We start from the raw sequence: 26,566 nt of genomic DNA, 5'->3' as shown, positions 1-26,566 counted from the left end.
ACGGGTCGTCGTCGGGAAGGTGGGGTGCGAGGTCCCCGCGGGGCCTCGCGCCCCACCGGGCCACCTTAGCCGACCGGGGGCTACTCCCCGGTCGCGGAGGGGGACGGCGAGGCGGAGGGCTCCTCCGCGGCCGGCGCCTCGGGGGTGTCCACGGCCGCCAGGATGTCGACGACGAAGAGCAGGCTGCCGGCCGGGTAGTCGGAGTCCTTCCCCAGCTCCTTCTCCGTGCCGTAGGCCTGGCCCACGGGCACGGAGAGGACCACGCGGGAGCCCTCCTTCATGCCCTCGAGGCCCTCCTGCCAGCCCTCGATGACGTTGTCGAGCGGGAAGGAGGCGGGGGCGCCGTTCTCGTAGGAGGAGTCGAAGGTCTCGCCGTCGGACCACTTCACGCCCACGTAGTGCGCGATGACCGTGTCGCCCGCGGCGACCTCCTCGCCGTCGCCCTCGATGAGGTACTCGGAGACGAGCTTCTCGGGGGCCTTGCCCTCCGGCTTCGCCACGGCGGGCACGCCCTCGTCGTTCTCGGTGATCTCCGGCAGACCCCGGGGGCTGTCCTGCATCTCGCCGTCGATCTCGGTGGGGATCTTCCGCACGACCTCGTAGACCTCCACGGAGGTCGACTCGTCGCCGGCGGCCCCGGCGGTCTCCGGGGACGAGTACGCGATGATCGCGCCCTCCTTGGCGCCCACGAGCGCGTCGTACATCTCCGGGATCTGATCCTTGAGCTCCTGCTCGAGCTGGAGCACCTGGCCGGCGCCGCGGGAGTAGGTCTCGCCGATGGAGGTGCCGTCGGAGCCCTTGAAGAGCGCGGCCTGCAGGAGGATGGTGTCGCCCTCGGCGATCTCCTCGCCCTCGCCCTCGCGCAGCTCCTTCGCCCCGGCCTCCTCGGCGTTGAGCGGGGTCTCGAAGGTGACCGACGGGGCCGTGCCCGGGTCCGGTTCGTTGCTGAGCTCCACGGAGTCGACGCCGGGCCCGGAGCAGCCCGCGAGGACGAGCGCCAGGGTCAGGGCGGCACCGGAGGTGGTCAGGGTCTTTCGCACGGGTTGCTTCCTCAGGGGTCGGGCCGGGTGGGGCGGTGATGTCGGACGGCACGGGGCGGGACGGCGGCCAGCCTAGTGCAGGGCGCTGGGCGTTGACTGGACGGGGAGCGTCCGGCGCTCCCGTCGGGGTCTCAGACCACGGGGGCGTCCCCCGCGGCGTCGCGCTCGCCGAGACCGGCCACCAGGGCGTCGGCCTCGGGGTGGTGCACGGCGAACGGGTCCTTGCACAGCACCGTGCGCTGGCTGCGGTCGTTGACCTTCAGGTGCACCCAGTCGACGGTGTAGTTGTGCCCGGACGCGACGACCGCGTCGATGAACCGGCCGCGCACGGCGGCCCGGGTGGCGGGCGGGGTCCGGGCGGCCTCCCGGACCCGGTCGTCCGGGACGAATGTCGCCGCCCGTCCCCGGCGCTGCAGGAGGTTGAACAGCCCCCGTTCCGGGGCCGTGTCGTGGTAGGCGAGGTCCAGCTGCGCCATCCGGGGCGACGAGAGGTCCAGGCCGTCGCGGGCGGCGTAGCCGTCGAGGAGCTTCTTCTTGATCGCCCAGTCGATCTCGGTGTCGACGGCCGAGGCGTCCTGGCGGGCCACGGCGTCCAGGGTCCGCTCCCACAGGTCCAGCACCCACGGCACCCGGTCGTGGTGGGCGCCCTCGCGGTCCACGAACCGGCGCACGGCCTCCAGGTGCTCGCGCTGCAGGTCCAGGGCGGAGCGGCGGGTGCCGTCGGCCAGCGCCACCGGGCGGGTGCCGGTGAGGTCGTGGGAGACTTCCCTCAGCGACCGCACCGGGTCCACCATGGTGCGGTCGGGCAGGATCTGTCCGGCCTCGATCATCCGCAGCACGAGGTCGGTCGTCCCGATCCGCAGCGCGGTGGTGGTCTGGGACATCGTCGAGTCGCCCACGATGACGTGCAGCCGGCGGTAGTGCTCGGCGTCCGCGTGCGGCTCGTCCCGGGTGTTGATGAGGGGCCGGGAGCGGGTCGTGGCCGAGGACGAGCCCTCCCAGATGTGGTCGGCGCGCTGGGAGAAGGAGTAGCTCGGCGCCCCGGCGGCGTCCCCCATGCGCACGGCGCCGAAGTCCTCGGGCCCGGTGGGGTGCACCTTGCCGGCGCCGACGAGGAGCTGGCGGGTGACCAGGAACGGGATGAGGATCTGCACGAGCCGGGCGAACTCGGTGCGCCGGGCGATCAGGTAGTTCTCGTGGGAGCCGTAGGAGTTGCCGCGCGAGTCGACGTTGTTCTTGAACAGGTACAGCTGCCCGGCCACCTCCTGCTCCCCCAGGGCGTCCTGGGCCTGCCGCCGGAGGTCGTCGACGATCAACTCGCCGGCCTTGTCCTGGGCGACGAGGTCCTCGAGCGTGGCGCACTCCGCGGTGGCGTACTCGGGGTGGGAGCCGACGTCCAGGTAGAGGCGCCCGCCGTTGGGCAGGAACACGTTCGAGGACCGGCCCCAGGCCACGACGGGGCGGAAGAGGGTGCGCGCGGCCTCCTCCGGGCTGAGCGGACGGGCGCCCGGGGCGCTGTGGGTGATGCCGAACTCGGTCTCGACCCCGTAGATCCTGCGGTCCATGGGGGCTACTGGCCGCCCTTCTGGACGAAGCCCTTCACGAACTCCTCGGCGTTGGACTCGAGCACGCCGTCGATCTCGGCGAGCAGGTCGTCGGTGCTGCCGGTGCTGGCCTGCGACTGGGCGGTGGGGGTCGTGGGGGCGGGGGCGCCGGGCTCGGGGAGCTCGGTCTCCTCGCGGCGCTGGGCGCCGGTGCCGAAGATGCGTTCCTGGGCCATGAGAGGGTCCTCCTGGGGTTCGGTGGTCGGGGTGCTCAGCCGAGGGAGCCGGTGTGCACGAGGGCGGGACGGGCGGCGGCGAGGGCGCGGACGAGGTGCTCCGCGTCGGGCGCTGCGGACAGCAGGGGGTCGACGTCCTCCCGGGTCAGCTCGAGCGGCTCGGGCATCGTGATCCGCGCGCCGCGGCGGACCCCGGGCAGGGTGAGCGAGACCGAGTCCCAGTTGGCCGTGAGGACGTCGTCGGGGAAGCGGGTGACCAGCCGGCCCCGGAACCACGCCCGGGTGTCGTCGGGGGGCAGGCCCGCCGCGCGCTCGACCTCCTCCGCGGTGAAGAGGGTGCGCATCCGGCCGGCCGCGACCAGCCGGTGGTGCAGCCCCTTCTCCGGGCGCACGTCCGCGTACTGCAGGTCGATCAGCGTCAGGCGCGGGTCCTCCCAGGAGAGACCGTCGCGCTCGCGGTAGCCCAGCAGCAGAGCGTGCTTGGCGACCCAGTCGAGGCGGTCCGCCAGGGACAGGGGGTCGGCCTCGAGGGCGTCGAGGACCTCCTCCCACAGCCCGAGCACCTCGGCGGTGTCCGGGTCGGGTCCACCGGTCGCGAGCTCGTGCGCCCGGGCGGCCTCGAGGTAGAACCGCTGCAGCTGGACGCCCGTGAGCCGCCGGCCGTCCCGGAGCAGGACGGTGGTGGTCAGCCCCGGATCGTGGCTGATCGCCTGCAGGGCGGCCACCGGGTCGGCGAGGGCGAGGTCGGGGGCGGCGCCGGCCTCGATCAGGCCCAGGACCAGGGAGGTGGTGCCGAACTTGAGCAGGCTCGAGGTGTGCGAGAGGTTGGCGTCGCCGATGATGACGTGCAGGCGCCGGTGGTGGGTGCGCTCGGCGTGGGGCTCGTCACGGGTGTTGACGATGGGCCGGTGGACGGTGGTCTCGAGGCCGACCTCGCGCTCGAAGAAGTCGGCGCGCTGGCTGATCTGGAAGCCCGGGCGCGTGCCCCGGTCGCCGAGCCCCACGCGACCGGCGCCGCACACGACCTGGCGGGACGCGAAGAAGGGCAGCAGGCCCGCGGCGAGGGCGGCGAAGGGCACGGAGCGGGGCACGAGGTAGTTCTCGTGGGCGCCGTAGGAGACGGACTTGTTGTCGGTGTTGTTCTTGTAGAGGTTCACGACGTCGAGGCCGGTGCCGGCGGCGCTGGCGGCGATCGCCCGGACCGCGTCGAGGGCGACCCGGTCCCCGGCGGCGTCCCAGAGGACGGCGTCGCGGGGGGTGGTGACCTCCGGGGAGGAGTACTCGGGGTGGGAGTGGTCCACGTAGAGGCGGGCGCCGTTGGGCAGGACGGTGTTCATCACGACCTGCCGCCAGTCCAGGGACTCGGCGTGGGTGCCGGTCTCCCGCAGCGCCTCGGCGGCGACCTCCTCGGCGGTGAGCACCGGGGCGACGTCGGTGAGCTGGGAGGGATCGGCCTGCTCGCGGGGGACGGTGAAGCCGCGGGCGTCCTGGAGGGGGGTCTCGCCGTGGTAGTCCCAGCCGGCGGCGGTGCGGGACGCGCCGAGACGGCGCCGCACGAGGGCGGCGTAGGTGGTGACCACCTGGCTGGAGAGCACGGTGGCGTTGGCACGGGGGTTGCCGTTGGCGAGCACGCCGAACTCGGTCTCGGCGCCCATGACGCGGCGGACGCTCATGCGGGTCCCTCCCCCGGGACCGGGCCGGCCGGTGCCTGGGCGTGGCGCTCGCCGGGTCCGGCCGGGTGCGGGTCGCGGTGCAGGACCACGCGCAGGTCCGTGATGGTGTCGCCGCGGCGCCCGGAGATGCGGGCCCAGTCCTCCGGGTTGGAGGTGTTGGGCAGGTCCTGCTGCTCGTGGAACTCCTCGTCCACCGCCCGGACCAGGTGCTCGCGGCCCAGGCCGCGGACGCCGGTGGTGAGCAGGTCCTTGATGGCCTGCTTCTTGGCCCGGTCCACGACGTTGCGGATGACCGCACCGGAGGTGAAGTCGCTGAAGTAGAGGGTCTCCTCGGTGCCGTCCCGGTAGCTCAGGTGCAGGAACTGCGTGCCGGGGCTCTTCTGGTACATCCGGGCGACGGCGGCGTCGACGAGGGCGGCGACGGCCCCGGTGCGGGAGCCGGCGGTGTCGACCTCGTCCTGGCGCAGGGGCAGGTCCTCGGTGACGTAGAGCCTGAGGATCTCGGCCGCGCCCTCGGCGTCCGGGCGGTCGATGCGGATCTTGACGTCGAGCCGGCCCGGGCGCAGCACCGCGGGGTCGATCATGTCCTCGCGGTTGGTGGCGCCGATGACGATGACGTTGTCGAGGCGCTCCACGCCGTCGATCTCGGTGAGCAGCTGCGGGACGATGGTGGTCTCCACGTCCGAGGACAGCCCGGAGCCGCGGGTGCGGAACAGGGAGTCCATCTCGTCGAAGAACACGACCACGGGGATGCCGCGGGCCGCCTGCTCGCGGGCGCGCAGGAAGATGGAGCGGATCTGCCGCTCGGTCTCCCCCACGTACTTGTCCAGCAGCTCGGGACCCTTGATGTTGAGGAAGTAGCCCAGGGCCCTGCCGCGCCCGGCGCGGTCCGCCGCGCGCTCGGCGAGGGAGCGGGCGACGGCCTTCGCGATGAGGGTCTTGCCGTTGCCGGGAGGACCGTAGAGGAGGATGCCCTTGGGCGGGGTGAGCCCGTGCTCGCGGTAGAGCTCGGGGTGGACGAAGGGCAGCTCGACGGCGTCGCGGATCTGCTCGATCTGGGGGCCGAGGCCGCCGATGTCGTCGTAGGAGACGTCGGGGACCTCCTCGAGCACGAGCTGCTCGACGTCGGAGCGCTCGATGGGTTCGAGGGCGAAGCCGGTGCGGTGGTCGATGGACACGGCGTCGCCGATCTCGGGACGGCTGCGGCGCAGGAGCCCGGAGAGCAGCAGGACGCGCTCCTCGTCGGAGCGCCCGACGGTGAGGACGCGGTCGTGGTCGACGATCTCCTTGACGGTGGCGATCTCGCCGGTCTGCTCGTAGTCGAGGACGGCGCCGACGGTGTAGTTCTGGTCGAGGAGGACCTGCCGGCCGGGCTCGCAGGCGGTGAAGCTCACGAGCGGGCTGAGGGCCACGCGCATGCGGCGGCCGGCGACGAGGACGTCGAGGGTGCGGTCGGTGACGGCGGGCCCGGTGCCCGTCTGCTCGCCGACGGGGGCGCGCCCGGGGTTGACCTGCAGGACGGTGCCCTGGCTCAGCGGCGGGACGAGGTCGTTCTCGAGGGCGCGCTTGAGCTGGGCGATCTCGGTGCGGGTGGCATCGAGGAGCCGGACGAGCTTCTGGTTCTGCGTCCCGGCGGTCGCGAGCTGCTTGTCCAGGGCGCGCTTCTGGTCGCGCAGGATGTTGACCTGCCGCTGGGCGTTGACGAGGGCGCGGCGGGTCTGCTCGGCGTCGGCCGGGCCGGCGGTCTGCTGCGGGGAGGTCTCGTTCACGGGCGCTCCTCGTCGGGGTGCTCGGGCGCCCCGGTCCCGGGAGCCGCCTCGGGAGCGGATGCCGGCGGGGGCGTGGTCCCGGGGACGGTGTCCGGCGCGGTCGCGCGGGCGGCTCGCTCGGCCAGGCCCAGGGCGTCGCGGCCGGCGCGGCGCAGCTTCTTGTCGGTGACGTCGCGCTCGCCGAGGGCCACGGGGGTCCAGGTGTCCAGGTCCTCCTGGCTGTACTCGGACTTGGAGGCCCGTCGTTTGGGGGCCAGCCGCTCGGAGCCGTCGGCGAGCCGGCGCGCGGAGAGCAGGAAGCCGGTGTGGGCGACCATGCGGTGGTCGGGGCGCACGGCCAGGCCCTCGACGTGCCAGCCGCGGACCATGGTCTCGGAGGCGTCGGGCTCGGTGTACCGGCCGTCGGCGCGCATCGCCTCGGCGGTGCGGGAGAGCTGGGTGACGGTCGCGACGTAGCACATGACCACCCCGCCCGGGGCGAGGGCCGTGGCCACGGCGTCGAGGCACTCCCACGGGGCGAGCATGTCGAGGACCACGCGGTCCACGGAGCCGGGCTCCTCGTGCTCGCCGAGCTCCTCGGCGAGGTCCCCGATGCTGATCTGCCACGCGGGGTGGGGGCCGCCGAACATGGTCTCCACGTTGCCGCGGGCGATGTCGGCGAACTCCGCCCGCCGCTCGAAGGAGTGCAGGCGGCCCTCGTCGCCCACCGCGCGCAGCAGGGAGATGGACAGGGCGCCGGAGCCGACGCCGGCCTCGACCACGCGGGCGCCGGGGAAGATGTCGGCCATCGTGACGATCTGGCCGGCGTCCTTGGGGTAGACCACCGCGGCGCCGCGCGGCATGGACAGCACGAAGTCCTTGAGCAGCGGGCGCAGGGCCTGGTAGCGGAACCCGGCCGAGTTCTCGACCACGGTGCCCTCCGGGTGGCCGATGAGCTCGCCGTGGCTGAGCACCCCGCGGTGGGAGTGGAACGCGCCGTCCTCCGCGAGCGTGACCGTGTTCATCCGCCCGCGCTCGTCGGTCAGCTGCACGCGCTCCCCGGCCCGGAAGGGCCCGCGCCGGTTGGCGGCGCCCCGCGGGGACGCGGGCGTGGGGGCGGCGGTCTGGTCAGCGGTTCCGGTCATCGGCTCACTCTCGGGGCAGGGCGTGGTCTGGTCTGGTCGTGCGGGGGCCGGCGGAGGCTCCGCCGGCCCGGGGTCCTCCCCCATTGTGTCACCGTGGCGCGGGCTGCCGCGGACGTGGCGGGTGCCGGGGTTCAGCCGGCCAGCAGGTGCTCGAGGGCCGCGCTGCGCAGCACCCCCAGGAGGGCGCCGTCGGGTCCCATCACCACGTAGTGGGGGTACTCCCGGGCGGCGACCGCCCGCAGCAGCGACTCCTCGCGCAGCCCGGCGTCGAGCACCGCGTCGGCCGGCAGGTGCTGCAGCACGGACGTCAGGGGGGTCTCCGCCCGCCGGTCCGCCGGCACGGCATCGGCGGCGGCCGGCACGAGCAGCCCCACCACCTGCCGGTCCGAGGCGACCGCCAGCACGTGCGGGACCGGGCCGCCCGGCCCGCCGGCGCGGGCGAGGTGGTCGGTGACCACCCGGTCGGTGTGGGCCAGGGAGGCGGCGGCGGGCACCGCCACGGCGGGCTCGGCGAGGGCGGCGGCGGTGACACCGTGCACGCGGGACAGGACGGCCGCCCCGCGCAGGGAGGCGCCGGCGCCCTGCCACATGAAGCCGGCGATGAGGACCACGAGCACGAGGGCGACCGGCTGGCGCCACAGGCCGGTGGCCGCGGTTCCGGCGACGAACCCCACGGCGAGCAGCCGGCCCGTCCAGGCCGCCACCACCGTGCCGTGCTGCTCGCGGCCCGTGAGCGCCCAGACCAGGGCCTCGACCACGCGGCCGCCGTCCAGCGGGAGGCCGGGCAGGACGTTGAAGACGCCCACGATGAGGTTCGCCCACGTGGTGAGGTCGAGCAGCACCCAGCCCAGTGTCGGTGCGGGCTCCCCGGTGCGCAGCAGCGCCCACCCGGCCAGGCCGAGCGCGAGGTTGACGGCGGGTCCGGCCAGCGAGACCGCGGCGGAGGCCAGGGGGGTGCTGCGCACGGCCCCGAAGTGGGTGTGGCCGCCGAGCAGGCTCAGCACGATCCGGCTGGTGGGCCAGCCGAAGGCCCGGCCCGTCCAGGCGTGGGCGAGTTCGTGCAGCAGCACGGACAGGGCCAGGGTCAGGGCGAAGCCGAGGGACGCGGCGTAGTTGAGCGCCCCGAGCCGGGGGTAGGCCTCCATGAGGACGGGCGTGTAGAGGAGCACGGTGACCGCGGCGATCACGAACCACGTCCAGGACAGGGTCACGGGCACCCCGCCGATCCTGCCCAGGGGGATGCCCTCGGTGCGGGTGCGGCTCACGCGCGGGCCCCGGCCACGAGCCGGCCGAGGTCCCCGGGTGCCACGCCGGCGAGGCTCGGCAGCACGAGGTCCGCGCCGGCGTCGTCGAGCGGGACCATGTTGGGCACGCCCACGGTGAAGATCCCCGCGGCGGTGGCCGAGCGGATGCCCGTGCGGGAGTCCTCGACGGCGACCATGCCGGCGGGCGGCAGCGGCCGCCCGGCGCGCTCGGAGAGCCCGGCGGCGCCGATCCGGTACGGGTCGGGGGCCGGCTTGGCCGGGTGGCCGAGGTCCCCGGTGACGACGACGTCGAAGACGCCCGGGCCGCCGAAGGCGTCGAGGACGACCTCGGCCAGGGGCGCCTCGCTGCTCGTGACCAGGGCCAGGGGCACGCCGCGTTCGCGCAGGGCGGCGACCAGGTCCTGCGCCCCCTCCTTGTACACGACCCGTTCCCGGGTGCGCGCCGCGACCCGGGCGATGAGCCGGTCCACGATCTCCCGGACGCCCAGGCGCACTCCCTGGCGCTGGAACACGGCGGCGGCGTCCTCGAGGCCGGTGCCGACCATGGCCAGGGCGTCGGCCTCGGTCCAGGTCCCCCCGTGGGAGCGGACCAGCTCGATCTCGGCCTCGATCCAGTACGGCTCGGTGTCCACGAGGGTCCCGTCCATGTCGAACAGCACGGCGGCGGGCAGGAGGTCGTCGGGAGGAGCGGAGGGGAGGCAGGACATGGCGTCCATCGTAGTGGCCGCAACACGGGCCTCCTCCTGCCGTGCCTCTTGCCGTCGAAGTCCCGGCGCGTAGTGTGGGTGCCGTGAGCAACGACTTCGACGAGACGTTCCCCCGTCCCCAGGCCGGCCCGTTCGGCGTGGTCCGCGAGGACGGCGACCAGGAGCGCGTGACCGTGCTGGTGGCGGCGTTCGAGGGGTGGAACGACGCCGGGGACGCCGCCACGGACGCCGTGCAGTTCCTGGCCGGCCACTACGGGGCGAAGGACGTCTTCGAGGTCACGTCGGACGACTACTACGACTACCAGTTCTCCCGCCCCATCGTGCGCCGCGCCGCGACCGGCGAGGTGAAGATCGTCTGGCCCACGACCCGGCTCGCCACCGCCACCGTGCCCGGCACCAACCTCGACCTCGTGCTGCTGCACGGCTGGGAGCCCTCCTACCGGTGGCGCTCGTTCACCGCAGAGCTGCTCGAGCAGGCGACCCTGCTCGACGTCGACTTCGTGGTGATGGTCGGGGCGCTGCTCGCCGACGTGCCGCACACCCGGCCCATCCCGGTGACCAAGACCTCCGACACCGCCGAGCTCCAGGAGGAGCTGGGCATCGACTCCTCCCAGTACGAGGGACCTACCGGCATCGTGGGGCTGCTCTCCCACATGGCCTCCCTGGGCGGCTTCCCCACGGTCAGCCTGTGGGCGGCGGTGCCCCACTACGTGGCGCAGTCCCCCTCCCCGAAGGCCGAGCTGGCCCTGCTGCGGGAGCTCGAGGAGCTGCTCAGCATCACGCTGCCGCTGGACGCCATTGCCGAGGACGCCGAGGCGTGGGAGCGCGGGGTCAACGAGCTGGCCTCCGACGATCCCGAGATCGCCGCCTACGTCCAGCAGCTCGAGGAGGCCAAGGACACCACGGACCTGCCCGAGGCCACGGGGGACGCGATCGCCAGGGAGTTCGAGCGCTACCTGCGCCGGCGCCGCGACGAGAAGTGAGCGCGCACGGCGCCCGGGAACGGGCCCGGTGCGCCGAGGGGCGGCACCCCGTGACGGGTGCCGCCCCTCGTCGCGTGCCGGGAACGGGCCCGGCTCAGAGCTCGATGCCGAGCCGGGCGTCCACCAGGTCCCGGACCAGCCGGGCGTCCGCCCCGCAGGTCCCGGAGGTGCCGCCGGTCAGGGCGGCGGCGGCCCACGCGTCCAGGGCGGCCAGCGCCGCGGGGGCGTCCAGGTCGTCGGCCAGGGCAGTGCGCACGGCCGCCAGCAACGGGGCCGCGCTGCCCTCCGGGGCCACGGCCAGGGCGCGGCGCCACGCGTCCACGCGGGCGACGGCGCCGGCGAGCACGAGGTCGGTCCAGTACCAGTCGTCGGTGTAGTGATGGGCGAGGATCGCGGTGCGGATCACGGCCGGGTCCACCCCCTGGGCCCGCAACGCGGACACCAGCACGAGGTTGCCCTTGGACTTGGACATCTTCTCCCCGTCGAGCCCCACCATCCCGGTGTGCATGAAGTGCCGGGCCATGGGCTTGCCGGTCAGCGCCCAGCAGTGGCCCGCACCCATCTCGTGGTGCGGGAAGACCAGGTCCGAGCCGCCGCCCTGGACGGTGAACGGCGCGGGCAGGTGCTCGAGGGCGATGAGCGAGCACTCGATGTGCCAGCCCGGTCGCCCCGCCCCCAGGGACGCGCCGTCCCAGGCGGGCTCGCCGGGGCGCTCCGCGCGCCACAGCAGCGGATCCAGCCGGTGCCGCTTGCCCGGGCGCTCGGGGTCCCCGCCGCGCTCGGCGAACAGGGGCAGCATCTCCTCGGGGCTCAGGTGGGACAGGTCGCCGAGCACCCACGCGCCGTCGTCGTCGCTGGGCGGCGCACCCGCGGCCTCGACGTCGAAGTAGACGTCGCCGTCCGGCTCCCCGTCCCGGCCCGGGACGCGGTAGGCGATGTCGCGCTCCACGAGGCGCTCGACGGCGGGCACGATCCAGTCGACGGACTCGGTCGCGCCCACGTAGTGCTGCGGCGGGAGGACGTTGAGCGCGCTCATGTCGGTGCGGAACAGCTCGGTCTGCTCGGCGGCCAGCTCCCGCCAGTCCACGCCCGTGGCCCGGGCCCGCTCGAGCAGGGGGTCGTCCACGTCGGTGACGTTCTGGACGTAGTCCACCGGGGTCCCCGCGTCCAGCCAGGCGCGGTGCAGCAGGTCGAAGGCCACGTACGTGGCGGCATGGCCCATGTGGGTGGCGTCGTACGGGGTGATCCCGCACACGTAGAGGCTCGCCCGCTCCTGCCGGGGCAGCTCCACCCGCCGCCGCAGCCGGGTGTCCTGCACGACGGGCAGGGGCGCCTCACCGGGAAGGTCGGGGACGGGTCGGGCGGACCAGGCTTTCATGCTCACCTCGGGTGGTTCGGGGATCGGACGTCGGCGGCGCGGGGCCTCACCCAACCTACCGGACCGGCCGGCGCGCCCGGTCCGGCAGGTGACGCAGGACTCAGGCGCTGATGACCCCCAGGCCCAGGAGCACGAAGATGGCCAGACCCAGCGCGATGCGGTACCACACGAAGACCGTGTAGCTGCGGTTGGAGATGTAGTGCATGAACCAGCCGATGATCACGTACGCCACCACGAACGCGATGCCCGTGGCCACGAGCGTCTCCGTCATGCCGTAGGGCCCCGCCTGCGGCTGCCCCACGGTCTGGGCCAGCTTGTACAGCCCCGAGGCGAACACCGCCGGGATGGCCAGCAGGAACGCGTAGCGGGCGGCGGCCTCGCGCGTGTAGCCCATCAGCAGCCCCGCGGTGATCGTGCCCCCGGACCGCGAGACCCCCGGGATCAGGGCCAGCGCCTGGGCCAGCCCGAAGAGCACGCCGTGCTTGACGGTGAGGTCGTCCAGATGGCGGGCCTGCCGGCCCACCCGGTCCGCCACCGCCAGGATCACGCCGAAGACCACCAGCATCGTGGCCGTGATCCACAGGGACCGGAACTCCGTGTCGATGTAGTCCTCCAGCAGCAGCCCGAGCACGCCGATGGGCAGCGAGCCCAGGATGATCAGCCACCCCATCCGGGCGTCGGGGTCCGAGCGATCCACCCGGCCCACCAGGGACAGGCTCCACTGCTTGAGGATGCGGACGATGTCCCGCCAGAAGTAGATGATCACGGCGGTCTCGGTGCCCAGCTGCGTGATCGCCGTGAACGCGGCCCCCGGGTCGGCGCTGTTCGGCAGGAGCTCGCCCACGATGCGCAGGTGCGCCGAGGAGGACACCGGGAGGAACTCGGTCAGGCCCTGGACGAGGCCAAGAATGATGGTTTCGATCCAATTCACCCGGCCACCCTACGGCACCCCCCGCGCCGTCCGGTGCGGGACAGGCCCGGACACGGCAGGAACGGCCCGCGGCGCGGACCGTTCCTGCCGACGAGGTGCCGGGGCTCAGCGGCCGGAGCGCGCCCCGTCCGTGTCGTCGAGGTCCTCGTAGTCCTCCTCGTCGACGAGGTCCTCGTCGAGCATCTCGTTGTCCTCCAGGAGCTCCTCGTCGTCCTCGTCGTCGTCCGAGTCGTCGTCGGAGTCGTCCTCCTCGGCGAAGACGGTCAGCGGAGTGACCTCGTCGTAGGCGTCGTAGAGCGCCTCCTCGTAGGCGTCGAAGGCGTCGGCGATGGCGATGTAGGCGCCGTCGACGGCGGGGTCGTCGTCGCTGCGCCGGTTGGAGGCGGCGACGAGGTGTTCTTCGAAGGCGCTCACGAGGGCCTGCAGCGCGGCACGAGGATCATTGCTCATGGAGTAGACGTTAGCGCTATTCCGTGCAGAATGGGGACCGATGAGAGAACAAGTCCGGACCAGCTCGGCGACCCTCACGAGGGACGCCGACCAGCGCTACGAGTACCTCCTGCTCACGGTGTCGCCGCACGAGCAGCTCAGCGACGCGCGGGCCCGGCTCCGCGAGCACGCGGAGTACGGCAAGTGGGAGCTGACCCGCTCCGTCCTGCTCTACGGGGGCACCCACAAGTACTGGTTGCGCCGCCGGGTCATGCGCGTGGAGCGCACCGCCTGAGCCCGGAGGGGCTCCCGCCGCCGGTCGGGCTCAGCCGCCGATCGGGCCCAGCAGCGCCTTGGCCACGGCCGCGTGCACGGACTCGTTGTCGGAGGGGTGGTAGATCCCGGCCAGCACGTCCCGGTACAGGCGCTCGAGTTCACTGCCCCGGGAGTACTGGGCCCCGCCGGAGGTGCGCATCGCGAGGTCGACGACCTGACGGGCGGCCTCGGTGGCCCGGTGCTTGACCCCGGAGAACAGCAGGAACCAGCGGGGACCGTGGTCCGGGGCGCCGGCGGTGCCGAGGGCGTCGACGTCCGCGGTGAGCCGGAGCAGCTGCAGCTCCACCCCGTCGCGCACGAGCGCGGCCTCCGCGATCTGCCAGCGGACGTCGGGGTGCTCGGCGTGGACCGCTCCCCCGCCACGGGACCGCCGGGTGCCCGCGATCTCCACGGCCAGCTCCACCGCCCGGTCCGCGATCCCGGTGTAGACCGCGGCCAGCAGCAGCTCGAAGCAGCCGAAGACGCCCCACACCACCGGGTCCGGGTTCGGGCCCACCGGGGTGCGCGTGAGCACCTGCTCCGCCGGCATCGGCACCGAGCGCAGCACCGTGGTGCGGGACTGGGAGGCCCGCATGCCCATGGTGTCCCAGTCGTCGAGGACCTCGATGCCCTCCGCCGTCCGGTCGAGGAAGCCGAACACCAGCGGGGCGGCGGGCTCGGCGTCGTCGCGGGCATGGACGATCAGCCGGGTCCACGCGGGCGAGAGCGACGTGAAGATCTTCGTCCCCGTGATCCGGTAGCCGTCCGCGGTGGCCACCGCGGTGGTGTCGGCGTCGAAGAGCACGGAGTCGTTGCCCGCCTCGGAGATGCCGAAGGCGAAGATCTCCCCGGCCGCGGCCTGCTCGAAGATCCGGTCGGCCCGGGCGTCCCCGCGCAGGCGCAGGGTGTGCGCCACGCCCACCAGGACGTGGTGCATGTTGATCCCCAGCGCCGTGGCCGGGGCGGCCGCGGCGAGGCGCCGCTGCGCGGCGGCCGCCTGCTGCAGCGTGAACCCGAGGCCGCCCCGGTCCCGCGGCACCAGCATGAGCGGATAGCCGATGCGCACCAGGTCCGCGAAGTCCTCGTCGAAGAAGCGGTTCTCCCGGTCGTAGCCGGCGGCGCGCTCGCGGAACGTCGCCAGCAGGTCGTCCGGCAGCAGGGTCTCGGGCACCAGGTGCCCGGGGACCTCGCCGCCGGGCGAGGAGGTCCGGGGCGGCGCGGGCTCGGGCTGCGGGCCGGTGGCGTGGTCCATCTCGCTCCTGTCGGCGGTGTCGAGGGGTCGTGGGGCCCGGTGACCGTGCGGCCCGGGGCGGGAAGCGGCTGGTGCCGGTCCGTACCGGGTCAGTACTCGGTCAGCAGCCGGTGCAGCACGCGGGAACCGAACTCCAGGGAGTCCGTGGGCACGCGCTCGTCCACGCCGTGGAACATGGACGGGAAGTCCAGCTCGTCGGGCAGGCGCAGCGGCACGAACCCGTAGCCGGTGATCCCCAGGGGGTCCAGGGACTTGTTGTCCGTCCCGCCGGAGAGCATGTACGGCAGCACGACCGCCTCGGGGTCCTCGGCGTGCAGCGCGTCGACCATGGCGTCGACCACGGTGCCGGAGAACGGCACCTCGAGGGCGATGTCGTCGGACTCGAACTCGAACGACACCCCGTCCCCGGCGAGCTCGGCGAGCTTCGCCAGCACGATCTCGCGCTGGCCCGGCAGATAGCGCACGTCCAGCCCGGCCTGGGCCGAGCCGGGAACGACGTTGACCTTGTAGCCCGCCTCGAGCATCGTCGGGTTCGCCGTGGTCTGCAGGGTCGCACCCACGAACCGGGCCACCGAGCCGAGCTCGGCAAGCAGCCGCTGGGGGTTCTGCGGGTCGAACTCCACGCCCGTCAGCTCCGTGACCGAGTCCAGGAACGCCCGGGTGGTCTTGGTGAGCTCGATCGGCCACTGGTGCTCGCCGATGTTGGCCAGCGCCCTCGAGAGCCTGGTGACCGGGTTGTCGTCGTTGATCTGGGAACCGTGCCCGGCCGTCCCCTGCGCGTTGAGGCGCAGCCACATGAGGCCCTTCTCCGCCGTCTGCAGCAGGTAGGCCCGCCGGCCGCCGATGGTGGCCGAGTATCCGCCGACCTCGCTGATGGCGTCCGTGACGCCGTCGAAGAGCCCGCGGTGGTGCTCGGCGATCCAGTGGGAGCCGTAGACCATGCCGGCCTCCTCGTCGGCGAAGAAGCCGAAGACGATGTCCCGGCGCGGCCGCTGCCCGGTGCGGACCATGTGGCGCAGCACCGAGATCATCATGGCGTCCATGTCCTTCATGTCCACGGCGCCGCGGCCCCAGATCATGCCGTCCCTGAGCTCGCCGCCGAACGGGTCCACGGACCAGTCGGCGGCGATCGCGGGCACCACGTCGAGGTGTCCGTGCACGAGCAGGGCGTCCGCGGAGGGATCGGTGCCCTCGATCCGGGCGAAGACGTTGGCCCGGCCGGGCGCGGACTCGAGCACGGTCGTCGCGAGCCCGACCTCCTCGATCAGCCCGGCCACGTACTCGGCGGCCCTCCGCTCCCCCTTGGCGTCGCCGCTGCCGTAGTTGGAGGTGTCGATGCGGATGAGGTTGCGGCAGATCTCGACGGTCTCGCCCTCGGGCGACGACGCGGCCGCCGCGGCGGGAACGGTCTGCGGATCGGTCATGGCGGTCCTTCCTGGAGTGCCTGGTGGGCGGGGCCGTGCGCGGGTGGCGCTCAGCGGATGGCGGTGTCGCGACCGGGGTAGCGCAGCAGCACGAGGCGTCCGGACTCCTCGACCACGACGACCTCCTCCGTCTCCTCGGGGGTGTCCTCGGGGGCGACCTCGAGCCGGTACCCGTCCGGGGTCTCGACGGCCTCGCCCCGGACGACGAGCGTCTCGTAGCGGGAGGTGTCCGGGTGCCAGCGCTCGAGGTAGACGGGGCAGTACTGCGAGTTGCCCTCCATGGACCGGTGCACGAAGTCGTGGGACAGGAGCCCGCAGGCGCCGTCCCAGTCCCGTTGCGCCATCGCGTCGACGAAGGCCCGGGTGGTGCCCTCGGGTGTCTCGAGGTCCGGGCCGCACCCGGTGAGACCCACGGCGGCGGCGACGGCCAGGCACAGCCGCAGGGGGCTCCGGACACCGGTGGCGTGGATGGCGTGGACGGTCATCGGGCTCCTCTCCGGGTGTGCGCCCTCAGCCTATCGTTCCCCGGGCCCGGGACCGGTCGGCGCCGCGGGCCGCCCTTCGGGCGGGTGGTGGCCGGCCTGACCGCGACGCCGCGGCCGGCGGTCCGCCACCTTCGTGCAGGGGTCGGGACGGTCGCCGAACGCCTTTTCGGCGGTACGGCAACCCCACACCATAACCACGGGAATTGGCGCTCCTCGGGACATTCTGTGATGTCGCCGTTATTGTTCCGTGATAGACGAAACAATTTCACACATTTCGTATTTGCAATGGGAATTCCCTAGCCTTTCTCTGGGCGACTTCCCCAGCCCAATCTGTCTCGTCGTCCGGCCGGACGACGATAGCCCCCCGCCGCGCGGAACCCCCCACTTCTCCGTGCGTGCAGACAGACCCAGGAAGCAGAAGCACCCATGGCGAAACACCGCTGCGCCCCCGCGCGCCGTCACGGCCGCATGGCGGCCCTGGCCCTCTCCGCCGGCATCGGCGTCACCACCCTGACCGGCACCTCGCTGCTGGCCGGTCCGGCGGCCCACGCCGCCGCGCAGGACATCGTCGCGGTCGACGCTGCCACCCGTCAGGCCGACGCCCAGCTGATCCTCGACGAGATCAACCGCTACCGCGAGTCCCTCGGCGTGAAGCCCCTGAAGTACTCCGCGACGCTGTCCCAGGTGGTGCAGAAGGAGTCCGACCGGCAGGTGGTCGAGGAGCAGTTCTCGCACGGCACCTCCTTCCTCACCGATCCGCGGACCGGGCCCTACACCAGCGCCAACGAGGTCATCGCCCTGGAGCACCACCGGGACGTGCGCGCGCTGGTGAAGTGGTGGAAGTCCTCGGCGGCCCACGACAAGGCGATCAAGGACCCGCGCCACGAGGTGATCGGCATCGGCCTCACCTACGCGGACGGCCGGCTCGAGAACACCGGGAAGCCCTGGCAGGTGCTCTCCACCGTCAACCTCTACGGGTACGCCAACGGCGGCGCCCCCGCGGACGCCTCGACGCGCGTGGACGGGGCCCCGGTCTACAGCTACGAGACGTCGACGCCCGTCCAGACCCCCGCGGGCTACGGTGTGGCCGGCGCCATCGGCGCGAAGTACCACGCCCTGGGCGGTGCCTCGGTCCTCGGGCAGCCCGTGACGGCGGAGCTCGGCGGTCTGCGCGCCGGGGGCGTCTATCAGGAGTTCTCCTTCAACGGGCGCAAGACCACCCTGTACTGGAGCCCCGCCACGGGTGCCCACTGGGTTGAGAACCCCACGTCCATCGGCCAGAAGTTCGTGGCGGCCGGGCGGGAGAACGGCTACGGCTTCCCGACCACGGAGGAGCGCCGGCTGGCCGACGGGTCCTCCTATCAGGTCTTCTCCCGGGACGGCGTCCTCACCAAGGTGATGTGGACCCGCGCCCACGGGGCGCGCGCGGTGAACGAGACCGGCGCCATCGGCCGTGCCTGGAAGGCAGCCGGCTTCGAGCGGGGCTACGGCTACCCCGTCACCGACGAGATCCGCTACGGGACCACCGTCTACCAGCGCTTCTCCAACGGCTACCGGGTGAACTGGTCCTCGACCACCGGTCAGGTGTGGGTCACCGGGTGGTGACCTCGACGCCCCGGGACACGCGTCCCGGGGCGCACGCGGGGAGCCGTGCTCAGTGCTCGAGCACGATCTTGCCGAAGTGCCGGGCGGACTCCATCTCCCGGAAGGCGTCGGCGGCCTCCGCCAGGCGGTGGCGCCGGTCGATGACCGGGCGCAGGCCTGTCGCCTCGAGCGCGCGCACGAGGTCGGCCTGGTCCCGCCGACTGCCCACGAGCAGTCCCTGGAGGCGCACCTGGCGTGCCATGAGCATCGCCGTGGGGACGTCCCCCGCGGCGCCGGTGAGCACTCCGATCAAGGAGATGTGGCCGCCGACCCGCACGGCCCGGATGGACTGCGCCAGCGTGCCCGGACCACCGACCTCGATCACGTGGTCCGCGCCGCGGCCGCCCGTGAGCTCCTGGACGGCCCGTCCCCACTCGGGGGTCTTCCGGTAGTTGATCATGTGGTCCGCGCCGAGCTGCCGGACGCGGTCCAGCTTGTCGTCCGAGGAGGACGTGACCACCACGGTGGCACCCATGGCCTTGGCGAGCTGCACGGCGAAGACGGAGACGCCACCGGTGCCCAGGGCCAGGACCACGTCGCCGGCCCGGAGCCCGCCGTCCGCCACGAGTGCCCGCCAGGCGGTGACGCCGGCGGTGGTGATGGTCGCGGCCTCGGCGTGCGACCACCCCGCCGGGGCGCGCGTGAACCACGTGGCGGGACGCACGACCACCTCGCGGGCGTAGCCGTCGAGCCCGTCCCCCGGGACCCGCCGGAAGTTGCCGTCCACGGGCGGGCCGTCCTGCCACAGCGGGAAGAAGCAGGAGACCACGGCGTCGCCCTCCGCGAAGTCCTCGACGCCCTCCCCCACGGCCTCGACGACACCCGCGCCGTCGGCCAGCGGGATCCTCCCGTCCTCGGTCGGCGTGCCGCCCGAGACCACGAGGTAGTCGTGGAAGTTCAGGGAGCTCGCGTGCACGCGGACCCTGATCTCACCGGGTCCGGGCGCGCCCGGACCGGGCGCGTCCTCGAGCGCGAGCCGGTCCAGGCCGCCGGGGGCGGAGACGGTCAGTTGCTGCATCGGTGGTCCTCCGGAAGGAGCGGGGTCGTCGGTCGCCGCCCACGATAGCCGCCGCGCCCGAACATGTCATCAGCACGCTTGCCATTCTCCGACGAGCGGGTCCCGCCGGTTCCGCTCAGTGGGCGCCCACCGCACGGGCGTGCCGGGCCGCGGCCTCGGCGCCCTGCGTCCAGCGGTCCCCGTGGCCGGGCAGCACCGTGTGCGCCCCGGTGGCGGCCACCGCGTCGAGGGAGTCGAGGGCCACGGCGGAGTCGTTGGTCGCCGCGGCGGCGACGATCTGCGGGCCGCGCCGACCGGTGTAGGGGTCCAGCGTCACGAGCGCGTCCCCGCTGAGAACGGCTCCCCGATCGGGCAGGTCCAGGACGCAGTGCCCGTCCGTGTGGCCCGGGGTGTGCACCACCACCGGCCCGCCCGGGACCGGCAGCGCCGCGCCCGCCTCGAGGGGGCGCAGGTCCCGGACGCCCTTGACCGTCAGGGCCCCGGCCACCGCCATGCGCCCGAGAAGCGGCAAGGACCGCGGGTGGGTGAAGGGGTAGAGGAACCGGTTGCGCTCGGGCCGGTACCGGTACGGGTGGGCTGCCAGACGCGCGTCCCCGGGGTGGCCGAACACGGGCAGCTGCCACTCCTCCTGGGCGCGGCGGGCGAAGCCCACGTGGTCGAAGTGCGCGTGCGTGAGCACCAGCGCCCTGACCTCGTCGGGGCGCCGGCCCCGCTCCTCGAGTCCTGCGAGCAGCATGGGCCACATGCTCGGCAGGCCGGCGTCCACGAGGGTGACGCCGTCCTCGTCCTCGACCAGGTAGCAGTTGACGTGGGCGTGGGTGATGCGGTGGATGCCGTCAGCCACTTCGGGGGTGAACATGGGTCTCCTCACTCGATCAGTGTGCTGATCGTACCTGCCGGCCCGCGACACCGGCCCGGGGACGGCCCGGCCGGACGGGGGACCCGGTAGCATGGGTCCCACCACGGCCCCGCTCCCCGGATCCCCCGATCCGCCCGGAACAGGCCCTGGCTCCCCCGACCTGGCCCCCGAAAGGTCCCGCTGTGATCGACCAGCGCTCCGATGCCCTGCCCTCCGTGGAGATCGTCGCCGTCCCCTTCCACCGGTTCCGCCGGCACCGCTGGGCCATGACCTTCGTCCCGGCCGACGGCGGACGTCCGGTCCGCCGCACGTTCCCGGAGTTCCGGGAGGCCGTGGCCGCCGCCCGTGCCCTGGCGCTGGCCCGGCGGGCGCCCGTCGGCGTCTGAGCCCGGCCGGATCCGCTCGCCCCTCCGCCCCGCGGTGCGCGGGGCGGTCGGGACGCCGCGCACGTCGCACCCGGGTCACTCGGAGAGCGCCTCGACGACGACGTCGGCGACGGCCTGGCTGGACTGAGGGTTCTGCCCGGTGATCAGGTTGGCGTCACGGATGACGTGGCTGGACCACGCGGGTCCGGTCTCCACGACGGCACCCTTCTCCCGCAGCACGGTCTCCAGGAACCAGGGGGTGTTCTTGCCGGTGCCGCCGCCGAGCTCCTCCTCGTTGGTGAAGGCGGTCAGTCTGCGGCCCGCGAAGAGGAACGTCCCGTCGTCCTGGGCGCTGAGCAGAGCGGCGGGGCCGTGGCAGAACGGGGCGATGATCCGGCCGGCCCGGTCCGAGGAGGCCAGGATCCGGCCGAGCGAGGCGTCGTGGATGAGGTCCGCCATCGGGCCGTGGCCGCCGGGCAGGACCACGGCGTCGTAGTCGGTCTCGTCGACGTCGGCCAGGACCCGGGGAGCGGCGAGCTCCGCGTCGATCTCCTCGAGGTAGCCGCGGAACTCGTCGGCACGCTCCTGGCCCCCGGTCATGTCCGGGCTGAAGCTGGCCCGGTCCACGGTGGGCCGGCGCCCGCCCGGGGTGGCGAGATCGACCGTGTGCCCTGCCTGCCGCAGGGTTCGGTGGGCGACGACGAGCTCCTCCGCCCAGAAGCCGGTGGGGTGCTCGGTGCCGTCCCGCATGGTGAGGGAGTCGGCCGCCGAGACGATCATCAGAACACGGGCCATGATGGGTTGCTCCTCAACTGTGGTGTCTGTCCGAGTGGTCTGGGCCGGGGCGGGTCAGCCCGCGGCGGTGAGCTCCTCGTACGTGGCGTCGTCGAGGTCGAGGGCCGCGGCACCCATGTTCTCCTCGAGGTGCTCGAGGGAGGCGGTGCCGGGGATGGGCATGATCGCCGGCGAGTGCCGGAGCAGCCAGGCGAGGGCGACCTGGGCGGGGGTGGCCCCGAGCCGCCGGGCGGCCCGGTCGACGGGCCCGCCCGTGCGTGCCAGGTCCCCCGAGGAGATCGGGGCCCAGGGAATGAAGCCGATGCCGTGCTCCGCGGCGTGGTCGAGGACGTCCTGGGAGGTGCGGTCGGTGAGGTTGTAGCGGTTCTGCACCGTGGAGACGGTGAAGTACCGCCCCGCGCTCACGAGCTGCTCGACCGTGACCTCGGACAGGCCCAGGGCCCGGACCTTGCCCTCCTCCTGCAGCTCCCGCAGGACGCCGAACTGCTCGTCCGCCGGGACGGCCGGGTCCACGCGGTGGAGCTGGAGCAGGTCGAGGGCCTCCACCCGGAGCTTGCGCAGGCTCAGCTCGGCCTGCTGGCGGAGGTACTCGGGCCGGCCGAGCGGGATCCACTTCCCCGGTCCGGTGCGGGCGAAGCCCACCTTGGTGGCGACGCGCACCGCCTCGGGGTACGGGTGGAGGGCCTCGGCGATGATCTGCTCGCTGACGTCGGGACCGTAGGCGTCCGCGGTGTCGATGAAGTCCACGCCGAGCTCCACGGCCCGGCGCACCACGCGCACGGCGTTCTCGCGGTCGGCGGGCTCCCCCCACACGCCCTCGCCGACGATGCGCATGGCGCCGAAGCCGAGCCGGTGGACGGTGCCGAGGTCCCGGAGGTCGATGGTGCCGGGCACAGCTCGGGCGGTGGTCGAGGTGTTTTCCGTCATGCGTGCCGCAACGAGTCCGCCCCCGCGCTTATTCCACCCGGTGGCCCGGCGGGGCGTCGGTATGCTGAGCGGGATTCCGGCTCGACCGAGGAGGCCCCCGTGGACCAGCACGACAACCAGCACGACCACCGGCGCGACGAGCAGCGCGACGAGCAGCACGGGGAGGAGCGCGACGATCGGCGCCCCGGCCGGCGCACGGTCGTGATCACCGGCGCGAGCGACGGCATCGGTGCCGCCGGGGCGCGCGAACTGGCGGACCGGGGGCACGACGTCGTCGTGGTCGGCCGTTCGGACGAGAAGACCGCGGCGGTGGCCCGTCCGCTCGGGGTCCGGCACTTCACCGCGGACTTCGCGCGCCTCGACGACGTGCGCCGGCTGGCCCGGGACCTGCAGGAGTCCGTCCCACGGATCGACGTCCTGGTCAACAACGCCGGCGGGATCTTCGACCGCCGCGAGCTGACGCCCGACGGGCACGAGAAGACGTGGCAGGTCAACCACCTGGCGCCGTTCCTGCTCACCCACCTGCTGCTCGACGGGCTGGTGGCGCACGGAGCGGCGGTGGTCAGCACGTCCAGCGTCGCGGCCCGCATCGGCCGGCTCTCGCCGGAGACCCTCGTGGACGACCGGCCCTGGTCCCCGCAGCGGGCCTACGCGGACACGAAGCTCGCCAACATCCTCTTCACCCGCGGCCTCGACCGCCGGTACGGGCGGCACGGACTCACCGCCGCGGCCTTCCATCCCGGGGGCGTGGCCACGAACTTCGCCTCGGGCACCAGCACCGCCCTGCGGTTCCTGTACCGCACCCGGCTGGGCCGCCGGCTCATGATCACCCCCGAGCAGGGCGCGGAGACCCTGGTGTGGCTGGCCGACGGCGTCGCCGGACGGGACTGGCGCTCCGGGGGCTACTTCGAGAAGAGAAGACCCGCCCGCGCGCCGGCCCGGGCGTCCGACGACGCGCTCGTGGACGCCCTCTGGCAGCGCAGCGCCGAGCTGGTGGGGCTCACCCCGGGGCACCCTGCCGGCTGAGCACCAGGGCGTCGACCTTGGCCCAGAGCTGCTCGACCGTCCCGTCGTTGACGAGGGTGGCGGTGATCCAGCGCGGGTCGATGCCGGCCTCTGAGGGGTGCGGATCGTCCGGGGCGGGCGCCCCGGGACGCACGACGTGCACCACCCGGCCGCCCTCGTTCGCGATGGCTGCGGCCTCGACGTCGAAGCGCACGTCCGTGAACACGACGGGACCGCCCAGCCGGCGGGCCGTCTCCAGACCGCGGTCCGCCCACACCGTCTCCCCGAAGACGGCCTTGCCGGCCTCGTTGCCGACCTTCTGCAGCAGCGTCCGGATCTCCCGGTGCACCGGGTCCCGCGTCTCGTCCTTGAGCAGGCCCCAGTCCCCGCCCACCTCGGCCAGCACCGTGGCGAGCCGCAGGGGCCTGCCGTCCCGGACGCCCACGAGGGGGTCCAGCTCGGCGAGGAACAGCCGCAACGGGTCCGCGAAGGCCACCCGGGCGTAGCCGTGCGCCGTCACGAGGCGGTCACCGCACGTGTCCTTGCCCGACTGCTTGCGCCCGTGCAGCCCGATCAGCGGCGGGCGGGGATCCGGTTCCTGCGCCATGACGGGCCTCCTCCGGTCGTGCGCGGTCGCGTTCCAGCGTACGGACGGAAGGGCGGGCGCGCACCGGGGAAGCGCTCCGAAAGAATTGCACTATGCTCTCGAGAGTGCAAAACTCAAGGACGCCGAGGCCCGGCCGGTGACGCAGGGGGCGCGGGAGCAGCGGATGCGGCGGACCCGCCGCGCGCTCGTCGCCGGCGCTCGGCGGCTGACCGCCGAGCGAGGGCTGAGCGGGTTCACGGTGGAGGAGCTGTGCGCGGAGGCGGGCATCTCCCGCCGGAGCTTCTTCAACTACTTCGCCTCCAAGGACGACGCCGTGCTGGGCACCCCGGTCCGGGACCCGCTCGTCGCCTTCGGGGAGGAGTTCGTGGCCGGTGGCTCCGTGCCGGACGGGCCTCCCCTGCTGACGGCCCTGCAGGAGCTGGTCGTGCGCTCCTTCCAGGTCATGGAGGGCTCCCACGACCGGGTCCTGCTGCTGGAGGCACTGCGCCGCGAGCCCGTGCTGCTCCAGCGGCTCACGGAGACCATGGAACGCCGGCTGGCCGACCTGACGGCCCTCATCGCGCGCCGGCAGGGCTGCGCGGACCAGGACCCGTTCCCCGGCGTGGCCGCCGCCGTCGTCGCCCACCTCGCGGGGCACACCGTCCACGAGCTCCTCGAGACCCGGCCGGCCGGCACCGATCCGGACGAGTCCCCGCCCCAGGCGGAGTTCGCGGCGCTGCTGGCCCGCAACTTCCGACTCGCCGGTGTCCTGCTCTCCCCGGCCGTCACCGCCCCGGGGACGACGCCGGAGATCCCCGACGACGCCCGCAGGGACACCCCCTCGGACATTCCCTCAGACATTCCCTCAGACATTCCCTCAGACACCCCCTCGGACACCGGAGGAAGCCCATGACCACCACCCCGGCCGCGTTCGCGCACGACGCCCCGCTGCTGGTGCTGACCCAGAAGCGGATCTGGATCATCTTCTCGGCCCTCATCTCCGGGATGATGCTCGCCAGCCTCGACCAGACGATCGTCTCCACCGCCATGCCGACCATCGTCGGCGAGCTGGGCGGCGTGGAGCACCAGGCCTGGATCACCACGGCCTACCTGCTGGCCACCACCATCGTGATGCCCGTCTACGGCAAGTTCGGCGACGTCCTGGGCCGGCGCACCCTCTTCCTGATCGCCATCGCGCTGTTCACGCTCGCCTCGGTGGGCTGCGCCCTGGCCACTGGGTTCTGGCAGTTCGTGACCTTCCGCGCGATGCAGGGCTTCGGCGGCGGAGGGCTGATGATCCTCTCCCAGGCGATCATCGCCGACATCGTCCCGGCCTCCGAGCGCGGCAAGTACATGGGACCGCTCGGCGGCATCTTCGGGCTCTCCGCCGTGGCGGGGCCGCTGCTCGGCGGCTACTTCGTGGACCACCTCACCTGGCAGTGGGCCTTCTACATCAACATCCCCATCGGCATCGCCGCTTTCGCCATCGCATGGTTCACGCTCACGCTCCCGCACAAGCGCGCGACCCGCAGGATCGACGTCGCCGGCGTCCTGCTGCTGTCCCTGGCGACCACCTGCTTGATCTTCTTCACCGAGTTCGGCGGCAGCGCCGAGCACGGCTGGGGCGCGGCCGGCACCTGGACCTGGGCCGCCGGCATGCTCGTGGCCACGGCGCTGTTCGTGTGGAACGAGGCCCGGGCACAGGACCCGATCATCCCCCTGGGGCTGTTCCGGAACCCGGTGTTCGTCAACGCCACCGCCATCGGCCTCACGCTGGGACTGGGGATGTTCGCCGCCATCGCGTTCGTGCCCACGTTCCTGCAGATGTCCTCCGGGACCTCGGCCGCGGAGTCCGGGCTGCTCATGGTCCCCATGATGGTCGGGCTGATGGCCACCTCGATCTGGTCCGGCATCAGGATCTCCCGCACAGGCCGGTACAAGGGCTACCCACTGGCGGGCACGCTGGTCACGGCGTCGGCCATGCTCGCCATGACCACCCTGGCGGCCGACACGCCCATCTGGCTGATCTGCGTCTACCTCCTCGTGCTCGGCGCCGGCCTGGGCCTGATCATGCAGGTCGTCGTCCTCGTCGTGCAGAACGCCGTGGACCCGTCCATGGTGGGCACGGCCACGAGCACCAACAACTACTTCCGCGAGGTCGGTGCCGCACTCGGGGTGGCGATCTTCGGTGCGATCTTCACCAACAACCTCTCCGAGAAGCTCACCGCGGTCTTCACCGGCGCCGGTGCCTCCTCCGCCCAGGCCGGGCGGGCGACCGCGACCCTGGATCCGCAGACCCTGGCGCAGCTGCCCGGTCCCGTCCGCGAGGGGATCGTCGCCGCGTACGCAGACTCCCTCGCCCCGGTGTTCTGGTACCTGATCCCGTTCATGCTGCTGGCGTTCCTGCTCGCGGTGTTCCTCAAGCAGATCCCGCTGTCCGACACCGCCGGCATGGTGGCCCGCGGCGAGGCGATCGGCGGTGCGGAGGCCGCGGCACACGAGGCCGCGCGCCGCGCGTCGTCGGCCGGCGCCCCTGCTCCCTGACCGGCCCCTGCGCCGGGCGGTCCGGGATGCGAACTGGCCGAAAGATCATGTGCGAACGGAAATACTCTCGGTAGGCTGAGGCGCGGGCCGGGCACCCCCTCCTGGCCCGGACACCCACTCCACCCCCGGAAGGAACTGTCATGATCAATCTGGTCGGCGAGTTCGACGCGTTCTTCAACCCCAACTTCACGGCCATCCTCGGCATGTTCTTCGATCTGGTCCGCGCGGTGCTGCTCGGCGGCTGAGCCCCGGTCCACCCCGCGCCGTC

26 protein-coding genes are annotated in these 26,566 nt (G+C 73.2%); 7 read left to right on the top strand and 19 right to left on the bottom strand.

Translation table 11 applies throughout. The features are described from left to right. Positions 1 to 80 precede the first annotated feature (80 nt). From ACH9D2_RS16570 to ACH9D2_RS16535, 8 genes are all read right to left on the bottom strand, one after another. Positions 81 to 1,040, bottom strand: a complete 960-nt coding sequence (locus ACH9D2_RS16570) for an FKBP-type peptidyl-prolyl cis-trans isomerase (RefSeq protein ID WP_396363923.1) — start codon at positions 1,038 to 1,040, stop codon at positions 81 to 83. Between the two features lie 131 nt (positions 1,041 to 1,171). Then, positions 1,172 to 2,605 (bottom strand): Pup--protein ligase, encoded by a 1,434-nt coding sequence (gene pafA, locus ACH9D2_RS16565; RefSeq protein WP_396363922.1) that lies wholly within the window; start codon positions 2,603 to 2,605, stop codon positions 1,172 to 1,174. A gap of 5 nt (positions 2,606 to 2,610) precedes the next feature. Next, positions 2,611 to 2,820: a ubiquitin-like protein Pup gene (locus ACH9D2_RS16560; protein WP_396363920.1), complete on the bottom strand. Its 210-nt coding sequence runs from the start codon at positions 2,818 to 2,820 to the stop codon at positions 2,611 to 2,613. Positions 2,821 to 2,855: 35 nt separating this feature from the next. After that, on the bottom strand, positions 2,856 to 4,493 hold the full coding sequence (gene dop, locus ACH9D2_RS16555; protein ID WP_396363919.1) for a depupylase/deamidase Dop: 1,638 nt from the start codon (positions 4,491 to 4,493) through the stop codon (positions 2,856 to 2,858). Then, positions 4,490 to 6,262 (bottom strand): proteasome ATPase, encoded by a 1,773-nt coding sequence (arc, locus tag ACH9D2_RS16550; RefSeq protein ID WP_396363918.1) that lies wholly within the window; start codon positions 6,260 to 6,262, stop codon positions 4,490 to 4,492. Before arc ends, dop begins: the two co-directional genes overlap by 4 nt. Then, positions 6,259 to 7,386, bottom strand: a complete 1,128-nt coding sequence (locus tag ACH9D2_RS16545; RefSeq protein WP_396363917.1) for a tRNA (adenine-N1)-methyltransferase — start codon at positions 7,384 to 7,386, stop codon at positions 6,259 to 6,261. Before ACH9D2_RS16545 ends, arc begins: the two co-directional genes overlap by 4 nt. Positions 7,387 to 7,517: 131 nt before the next feature. Further along, positions 7,518 to 8,651, bottom strand: coding sequence for a site-2 protease family protein (locus ACH9D2_RS16540; protein WP_396363916.1), 1,134 nt, complete (start codon positions 8,649 to 8,651; stop codon positions 7,518 to 7,520). Further along, entirely contained in the window at positions 8,648 to 9,358 is a 711-nt protein-coding gene (locus tag ACH9D2_RS16535) for an HAD family hydrolase (protein WP_396363915.1), read from the bottom strand. The genes ACH9D2_RS16540 and ACH9D2_RS16535 overlap by 4 nt, the downstream gene beginning before the upstream one ends. A gap of 74 nt (positions 9,359 to 9,432) precedes the next feature. Between ACH9D2_RS16535 and ACH9D2_RS16530 the strand changes: the two genes are divergently transcribed. Then, positions 9,433 to 10,341, top strand: a complete 909-nt coding sequence (locus ACH9D2_RS16530) for a PAC2 family protein (protein WP_396363914.1) — start codon at positions 9,433 to 9,435, stop codon at positions 10,339 to 10,341. Positions 10,342 to 10,435: 94 nt separating this feature from the next. On the opposite strand, the gene mshC is transcribed toward ACH9D2_RS16530, so the two are convergent. The 3 genes from mshC to ACH9D2_RS16515 form a co-directional block, all read right to left on the bottom strand. Next, a complete protein-coding gene (gene mshC, locus ACH9D2_RS16525) occupies positions 10,436 to 11,719 on the bottom strand; it encodes a cysteine--1-D-myo-inosityl 2-amino-2-deoxy-alpha-D-glucopyranoside ligase (RefSeq protein ID WP_396363913.1) in 1,284 nt (427 codons plus the stop codon). Between the two features lie 100 nt (positions 11,720 to 11,819). Next, positions 11,820 to 12,650, bottom strand: coding sequence for an undecaprenyl-diphosphate phosphatase (locus tag ACH9D2_RS16520; RefSeq protein WP_396363912.1), 831 nt, complete (start codon positions 12,648 to 12,650; stop codon positions 11,820 to 11,822). 105 nt (positions 12,651 to 12,755) lie between these two features. Next, positions 12,756 to 13,100: a primosomal protein gene (locus tag ACH9D2_RS16515; protein ID WP_396363911.1), complete on the bottom strand. Its 345-nt coding sequence runs from the start codon at positions 13,098 to 13,100 to the stop codon at positions 12,756 to 12,758. Positions 13,101 to 13,140: 40 nt separating this feature from the next. Here ACH9D2_RS16515 and ACH9D2_RS16510 point away from each other — a divergent pair, with 40 nt between their 5' ends. Further along, entirely contained in the window at positions 13,141 to 13,374 is a 234-nt protein-coding gene (locus ACH9D2_RS16510) for a DUF5703 family protein (RefSeq protein WP_396363910.1), read from the top strand. Between the two features lie 30 nt (positions 13,375 to 13,404). Here ACH9D2_RS16510 and ACH9D2_RS16505 read toward each other — a convergent pair whose 3' ends face one another. From ACH9D2_RS16505 to ACH9D2_RS16495, 3 genes are all read right to left on the bottom strand, one after another. Beyond that, positions 13,405 to 14,646 (bottom strand): acyl-CoA dehydrogenase family protein, encoded by a 1,242-nt coding sequence (locus ACH9D2_RS16505; RefSeq protein WP_396363909.1) that lies wholly within the window; start codon positions 14,644 to 14,646, stop codon positions 13,405 to 13,407. Positions 14,647 to 14,735: 89 nt separating this feature from the next. After that, positions 14,736 to 16,070 (bottom strand): M20/M25/M40 family metallo-hydrolase, encoded by a 1,335-nt coding sequence (locus ACH9D2_RS16500; RefSeq protein ID WP_396363908.1) that lies wholly within the window; start codon positions 16,068 to 16,070, stop codon positions 14,736 to 14,738. A 50-nt stretch (positions 16,071 to 16,120) separates the two neighbouring features. Then, positions 16,121 to 16,555: a hypothetical protein gene (locus ACH9D2_RS16495; protein WP_396363907.1), complete on the bottom strand. Its 435-nt coding sequence runs from the start codon at positions 16,553 to 16,555 to the stop codon at positions 16,121 to 16,123. A 426-nt stretch (positions 16,556 to 16,981) separates the two neighbouring features. On the opposite strand from ACH9D2_RS16495, the gene ACH9D2_RS16490 reads away from it, so the two are divergent. Then, the gene (locus ACH9D2_RS16490) at positions 16,982 to 18,160 is read left to right on the top strand and encodes a CAP domain-containing protein (RefSeq protein WP_396363906.1); all 1,179 of its coding nucleotides are present in this window, start codon (positions 16,982 to 16,984) and stop codon (positions 18,158 to 18,160) included. Positions 18,161 to 18,209: 49 nt separating this feature from the next. Here the strand turns inward: ACH9D2_RS16490 and ACH9D2_RS16485 are convergent, their stop codons facing one another. Both ACH9D2_RS16485 and ACH9D2_RS16480 read right to left on the bottom strand, forming a co-directional pair. Continuing rightward, positions 18,210 to 19,217 carry a zinc-dependent alcohol dehydrogenase family protein gene (locus ACH9D2_RS16485; RefSeq protein WP_396363905.1) on the bottom strand — a complete coding sequence of 336 codons (1,008 nt, stop codon included), beginning with the start codon at positions 19,215 to 19,217 and terminating at the stop codon, positions 18,210 to 18,212. A gap of 115 nt (positions 19,218 to 19,332) precedes the next feature. Continuing rightward, a complete protein-coding gene (locus ACH9D2_RS16480; RefSeq protein ID WP_396363904.1) occupies positions 19,333 to 20,076 on the bottom strand; it encodes an MBL fold metallo-hydrolase in 744 nt (247 codons plus the stop codon). A gap of 182 nt (positions 20,077 to 20,258) precedes the next feature. Here ACH9D2_RS16480 and ACH9D2_RS16475 point away from each other — a divergent pair, with 182 nt between their 5' ends. After that, positions 20,259 to 20,462, top strand: coding sequence for a hypothetical protein (locus ACH9D2_RS16475; protein WP_396363903.1), 204 nt, complete (start codon positions 20,259 to 20,261; stop codon positions 20,460 to 20,462). Positions 20,463 to 20,537: 75 nt separating this feature from the next. On the opposite strand, the gene ACH9D2_RS16470 is transcribed toward ACH9D2_RS16475, so the two are convergent. Further along, entirely contained in the window at positions 20,538 to 21,236 is a 699-nt protein-coding gene (locus ACH9D2_RS16470) for a type 1 glutamine amidotransferase domain-containing protein (RefSeq protein ID WP_396363902.1), read from the bottom strand. A 54-nt stretch (positions 21,237 to 21,290) separates the two neighbouring features. Then, the gene (locus tag ACH9D2_RS16465; RefSeq protein WP_396363901.1) at positions 21,291 to 22,163 is read right to left on the bottom strand and encodes an aldo/keto reductase; all 873 of its coding nucleotides are present in this window, start codon (positions 22,161 to 22,163) and stop codon (positions 21,291 to 21,293) included. A 201-nt stretch (positions 22,164 to 22,364) separates the two neighbouring features. On the opposite strand from ACH9D2_RS16465, the gene ACH9D2_RS16460 reads away from it, so the two are divergent. Continuing rightward, a complete protein-coding gene (locus ACH9D2_RS16460) occupies positions 22,365 to 23,189 on the top strand; it encodes an SDR family NAD(P)-dependent oxidoreductase (protein ID WP_396363932.1) in 825 nt (274 codons plus the stop codon). Here ACH9D2_RS16460 and ACH9D2_RS16455 read toward each other — a convergent pair. After that, a complete protein-coding gene (locus ACH9D2_RS16455; protein WP_396363900.1) occupies positions 23,164 to 23,775 on the bottom strand; it encodes a deoxynucleotide monophosphate kinase family protein in 612 nt (203 codons plus the stop codon). The genes ACH9D2_RS16460 and ACH9D2_RS16455 overlap by 26 nt on opposite strands. Before the next feature lie 136 nt (positions 23,776 to 23,911). Here ACH9D2_RS16455 and ACH9D2_RS16450 point away from each other — a divergent pair, with 136 nt between their 5' ends. Beyond that, positions 23,912 to 24,667, top strand: coding sequence for a TetR family transcriptional regulator (locus ACH9D2_RS16450; protein ID WP_396363899.1), 756 nt, complete (start codon positions 23,912 to 23,914; stop codon positions 24,665 to 24,667). After that, positions 24,664 to 26,298: an MDR family MFS transporter gene (locus tag ACH9D2_RS16445; RefSeq protein ID WP_396363898.1), complete on the top strand. Its 1,635-nt coding sequence runs from the start codon at positions 24,664 to 24,666 to the stop codon at positions 26,296 to 26,298. Before ACH9D2_RS16450 ends, ACH9D2_RS16445 begins: the two co-directional genes overlap by 4 nt. Positions 26,299 to 26,566: the final 268 nt, after the last annotated feature.

It is taken from the genome of Kocuria rhizosphaericola, from assembly GCF_044462205.1.
Classification (GTDB): Bacteria; Actinomycetota; Actinomycetes; order Actinomycetales; family Micrococcaceae; genus Kocuria; species Kocuria rhizosphaericola.
This window is presented reverse-complemented; position numbering and strand designations above follow the sequence as displayed.

Bases quoted from the DNA above. Each gene is read 5' to 3' on its own strand.
- pafA (WP_396363922.1), bottom strand. From the start codon at position 2,605: ATGGACCGCAGGATCTACGGGGTCGAGACCGAGTTCGGCATCACCCAC.
- ACH9D2_RS16560 (WP_396363920.1), bottom strand. From the start codon at position 2,820: ATGGCCCAGGAACGCATCTTCGGCACCGGCGCCCAGCGCCGCGAGGAG.
- dop (WP_396363919.1), bottom strand. From the start codon at position 4,493: ATGAGCGTCCGCCGCGTCATGGGCGCCGAGACCGAGTTCGGCGTGCTC.
- ACH9D2_RS16545 (WP_396363917.1), bottom strand. From the start codon at position 7,386: ATGACCGGAACCGCTGACCAGACCGCCGCCCCCACGCCCGCGTCCCCG.
- ACH9D2_RS16535 (WP_396363915.1), bottom strand. From the start codon at position 9,358: ATGTCCTGCCTCCCCTCCGCTCCTCCCGACGACCTCCTGCCCGCCGCC.
- mshC (WP_396363913.1), bottom strand. From the start codon at position 11,719: ATGAAAGCCTGGTCCGCCCGACCCGTCCCCGACCTTCCCGGTGAGGCG.
- ACH9D2_RS16515 (WP_396363911.1), bottom strand. From the start codon at position 13,100: ATGAGCAATGATCCTCGTGCCGCGCTGCAGGCCCTCGTGAGCGCCTTC.
- ACH9D2_RS16510 (WP_396363910.1), top strand. From the start codon at position 13,141: ATGAGAGAACAAGTCCGGACCAGCTCGGCGACCCTCACGAGGGACGCC.
- ACH9D2_RS16505 (WP_396363909.1), bottom strand. From the start codon at position 14,646: ATGGACCACGCCACCGGCCCGCAGCCCGAGCCCGCGCCGCCCCGGACC.
- ACH9D2_RS16500 (WP_396363908.1), bottom strand. From the start codon at position 16,070: ATGACCGATCCGCAGACCGTTCCCGCCGCGGCGGCCGCGTCGTCGCCC.
- ACH9D2_RS16495 (WP_396363907.1), bottom strand. From the start codon at position 16,555: ATGACCGTCCACGCCATCCACGCCACCGGTGTCCGGAGCCCCCTGCGG.
- ACH9D2_RS16490 (WP_396363906.1), top strand. From the start codon at position 16,982: ATGGCGAAACACCGCTGCGCCCCCGCGCGCCGTCACGGCCGCATGGCG.
- ACH9D2_RS16485 (WP_396363905.1), bottom strand. From the start codon at position 19,217: ATGCAGCAACTGACCGTCTCCGCCCCCGGCGGCCTGGACCGGCTCGCG.
- ACH9D2_RS16480 (WP_396363904.1), bottom strand. From the start codon at position 20,076: ATGTTCACCCCCGAAGTGGCTGACGGCATCCACCGCATCACCCACGCC.
- ACH9D2_RS16470 (WP_396363902.1), bottom strand. From the start codon at position 21,236: ATGGCCCGTGTTCTGATGATCGTCTCGGCGGCCGACTCCCTCACCATG.
- ACH9D2_RS16465 (WP_396363901.1), bottom strand. From the start codon at position 22,163: ATGACGGAAAACACCTCGACCACCGCCCGAGCTGTGCCCGGCACCATC.
- ACH9D2_RS16455 (WP_396363900.1), bottom strand. From the start codon at position 23,775: ATGGCGCAGGAACCGGATCCCCGCCCGCCGCTGATCGGGCTGCACGGG.
- ACH9D2_RS16445 (WP_396363898.1), top strand. From the start codon at position 24,664: ATGACCACCACCCCGGCCGCGTTCGCGCACGACGCCCCGCTGCTGGTG.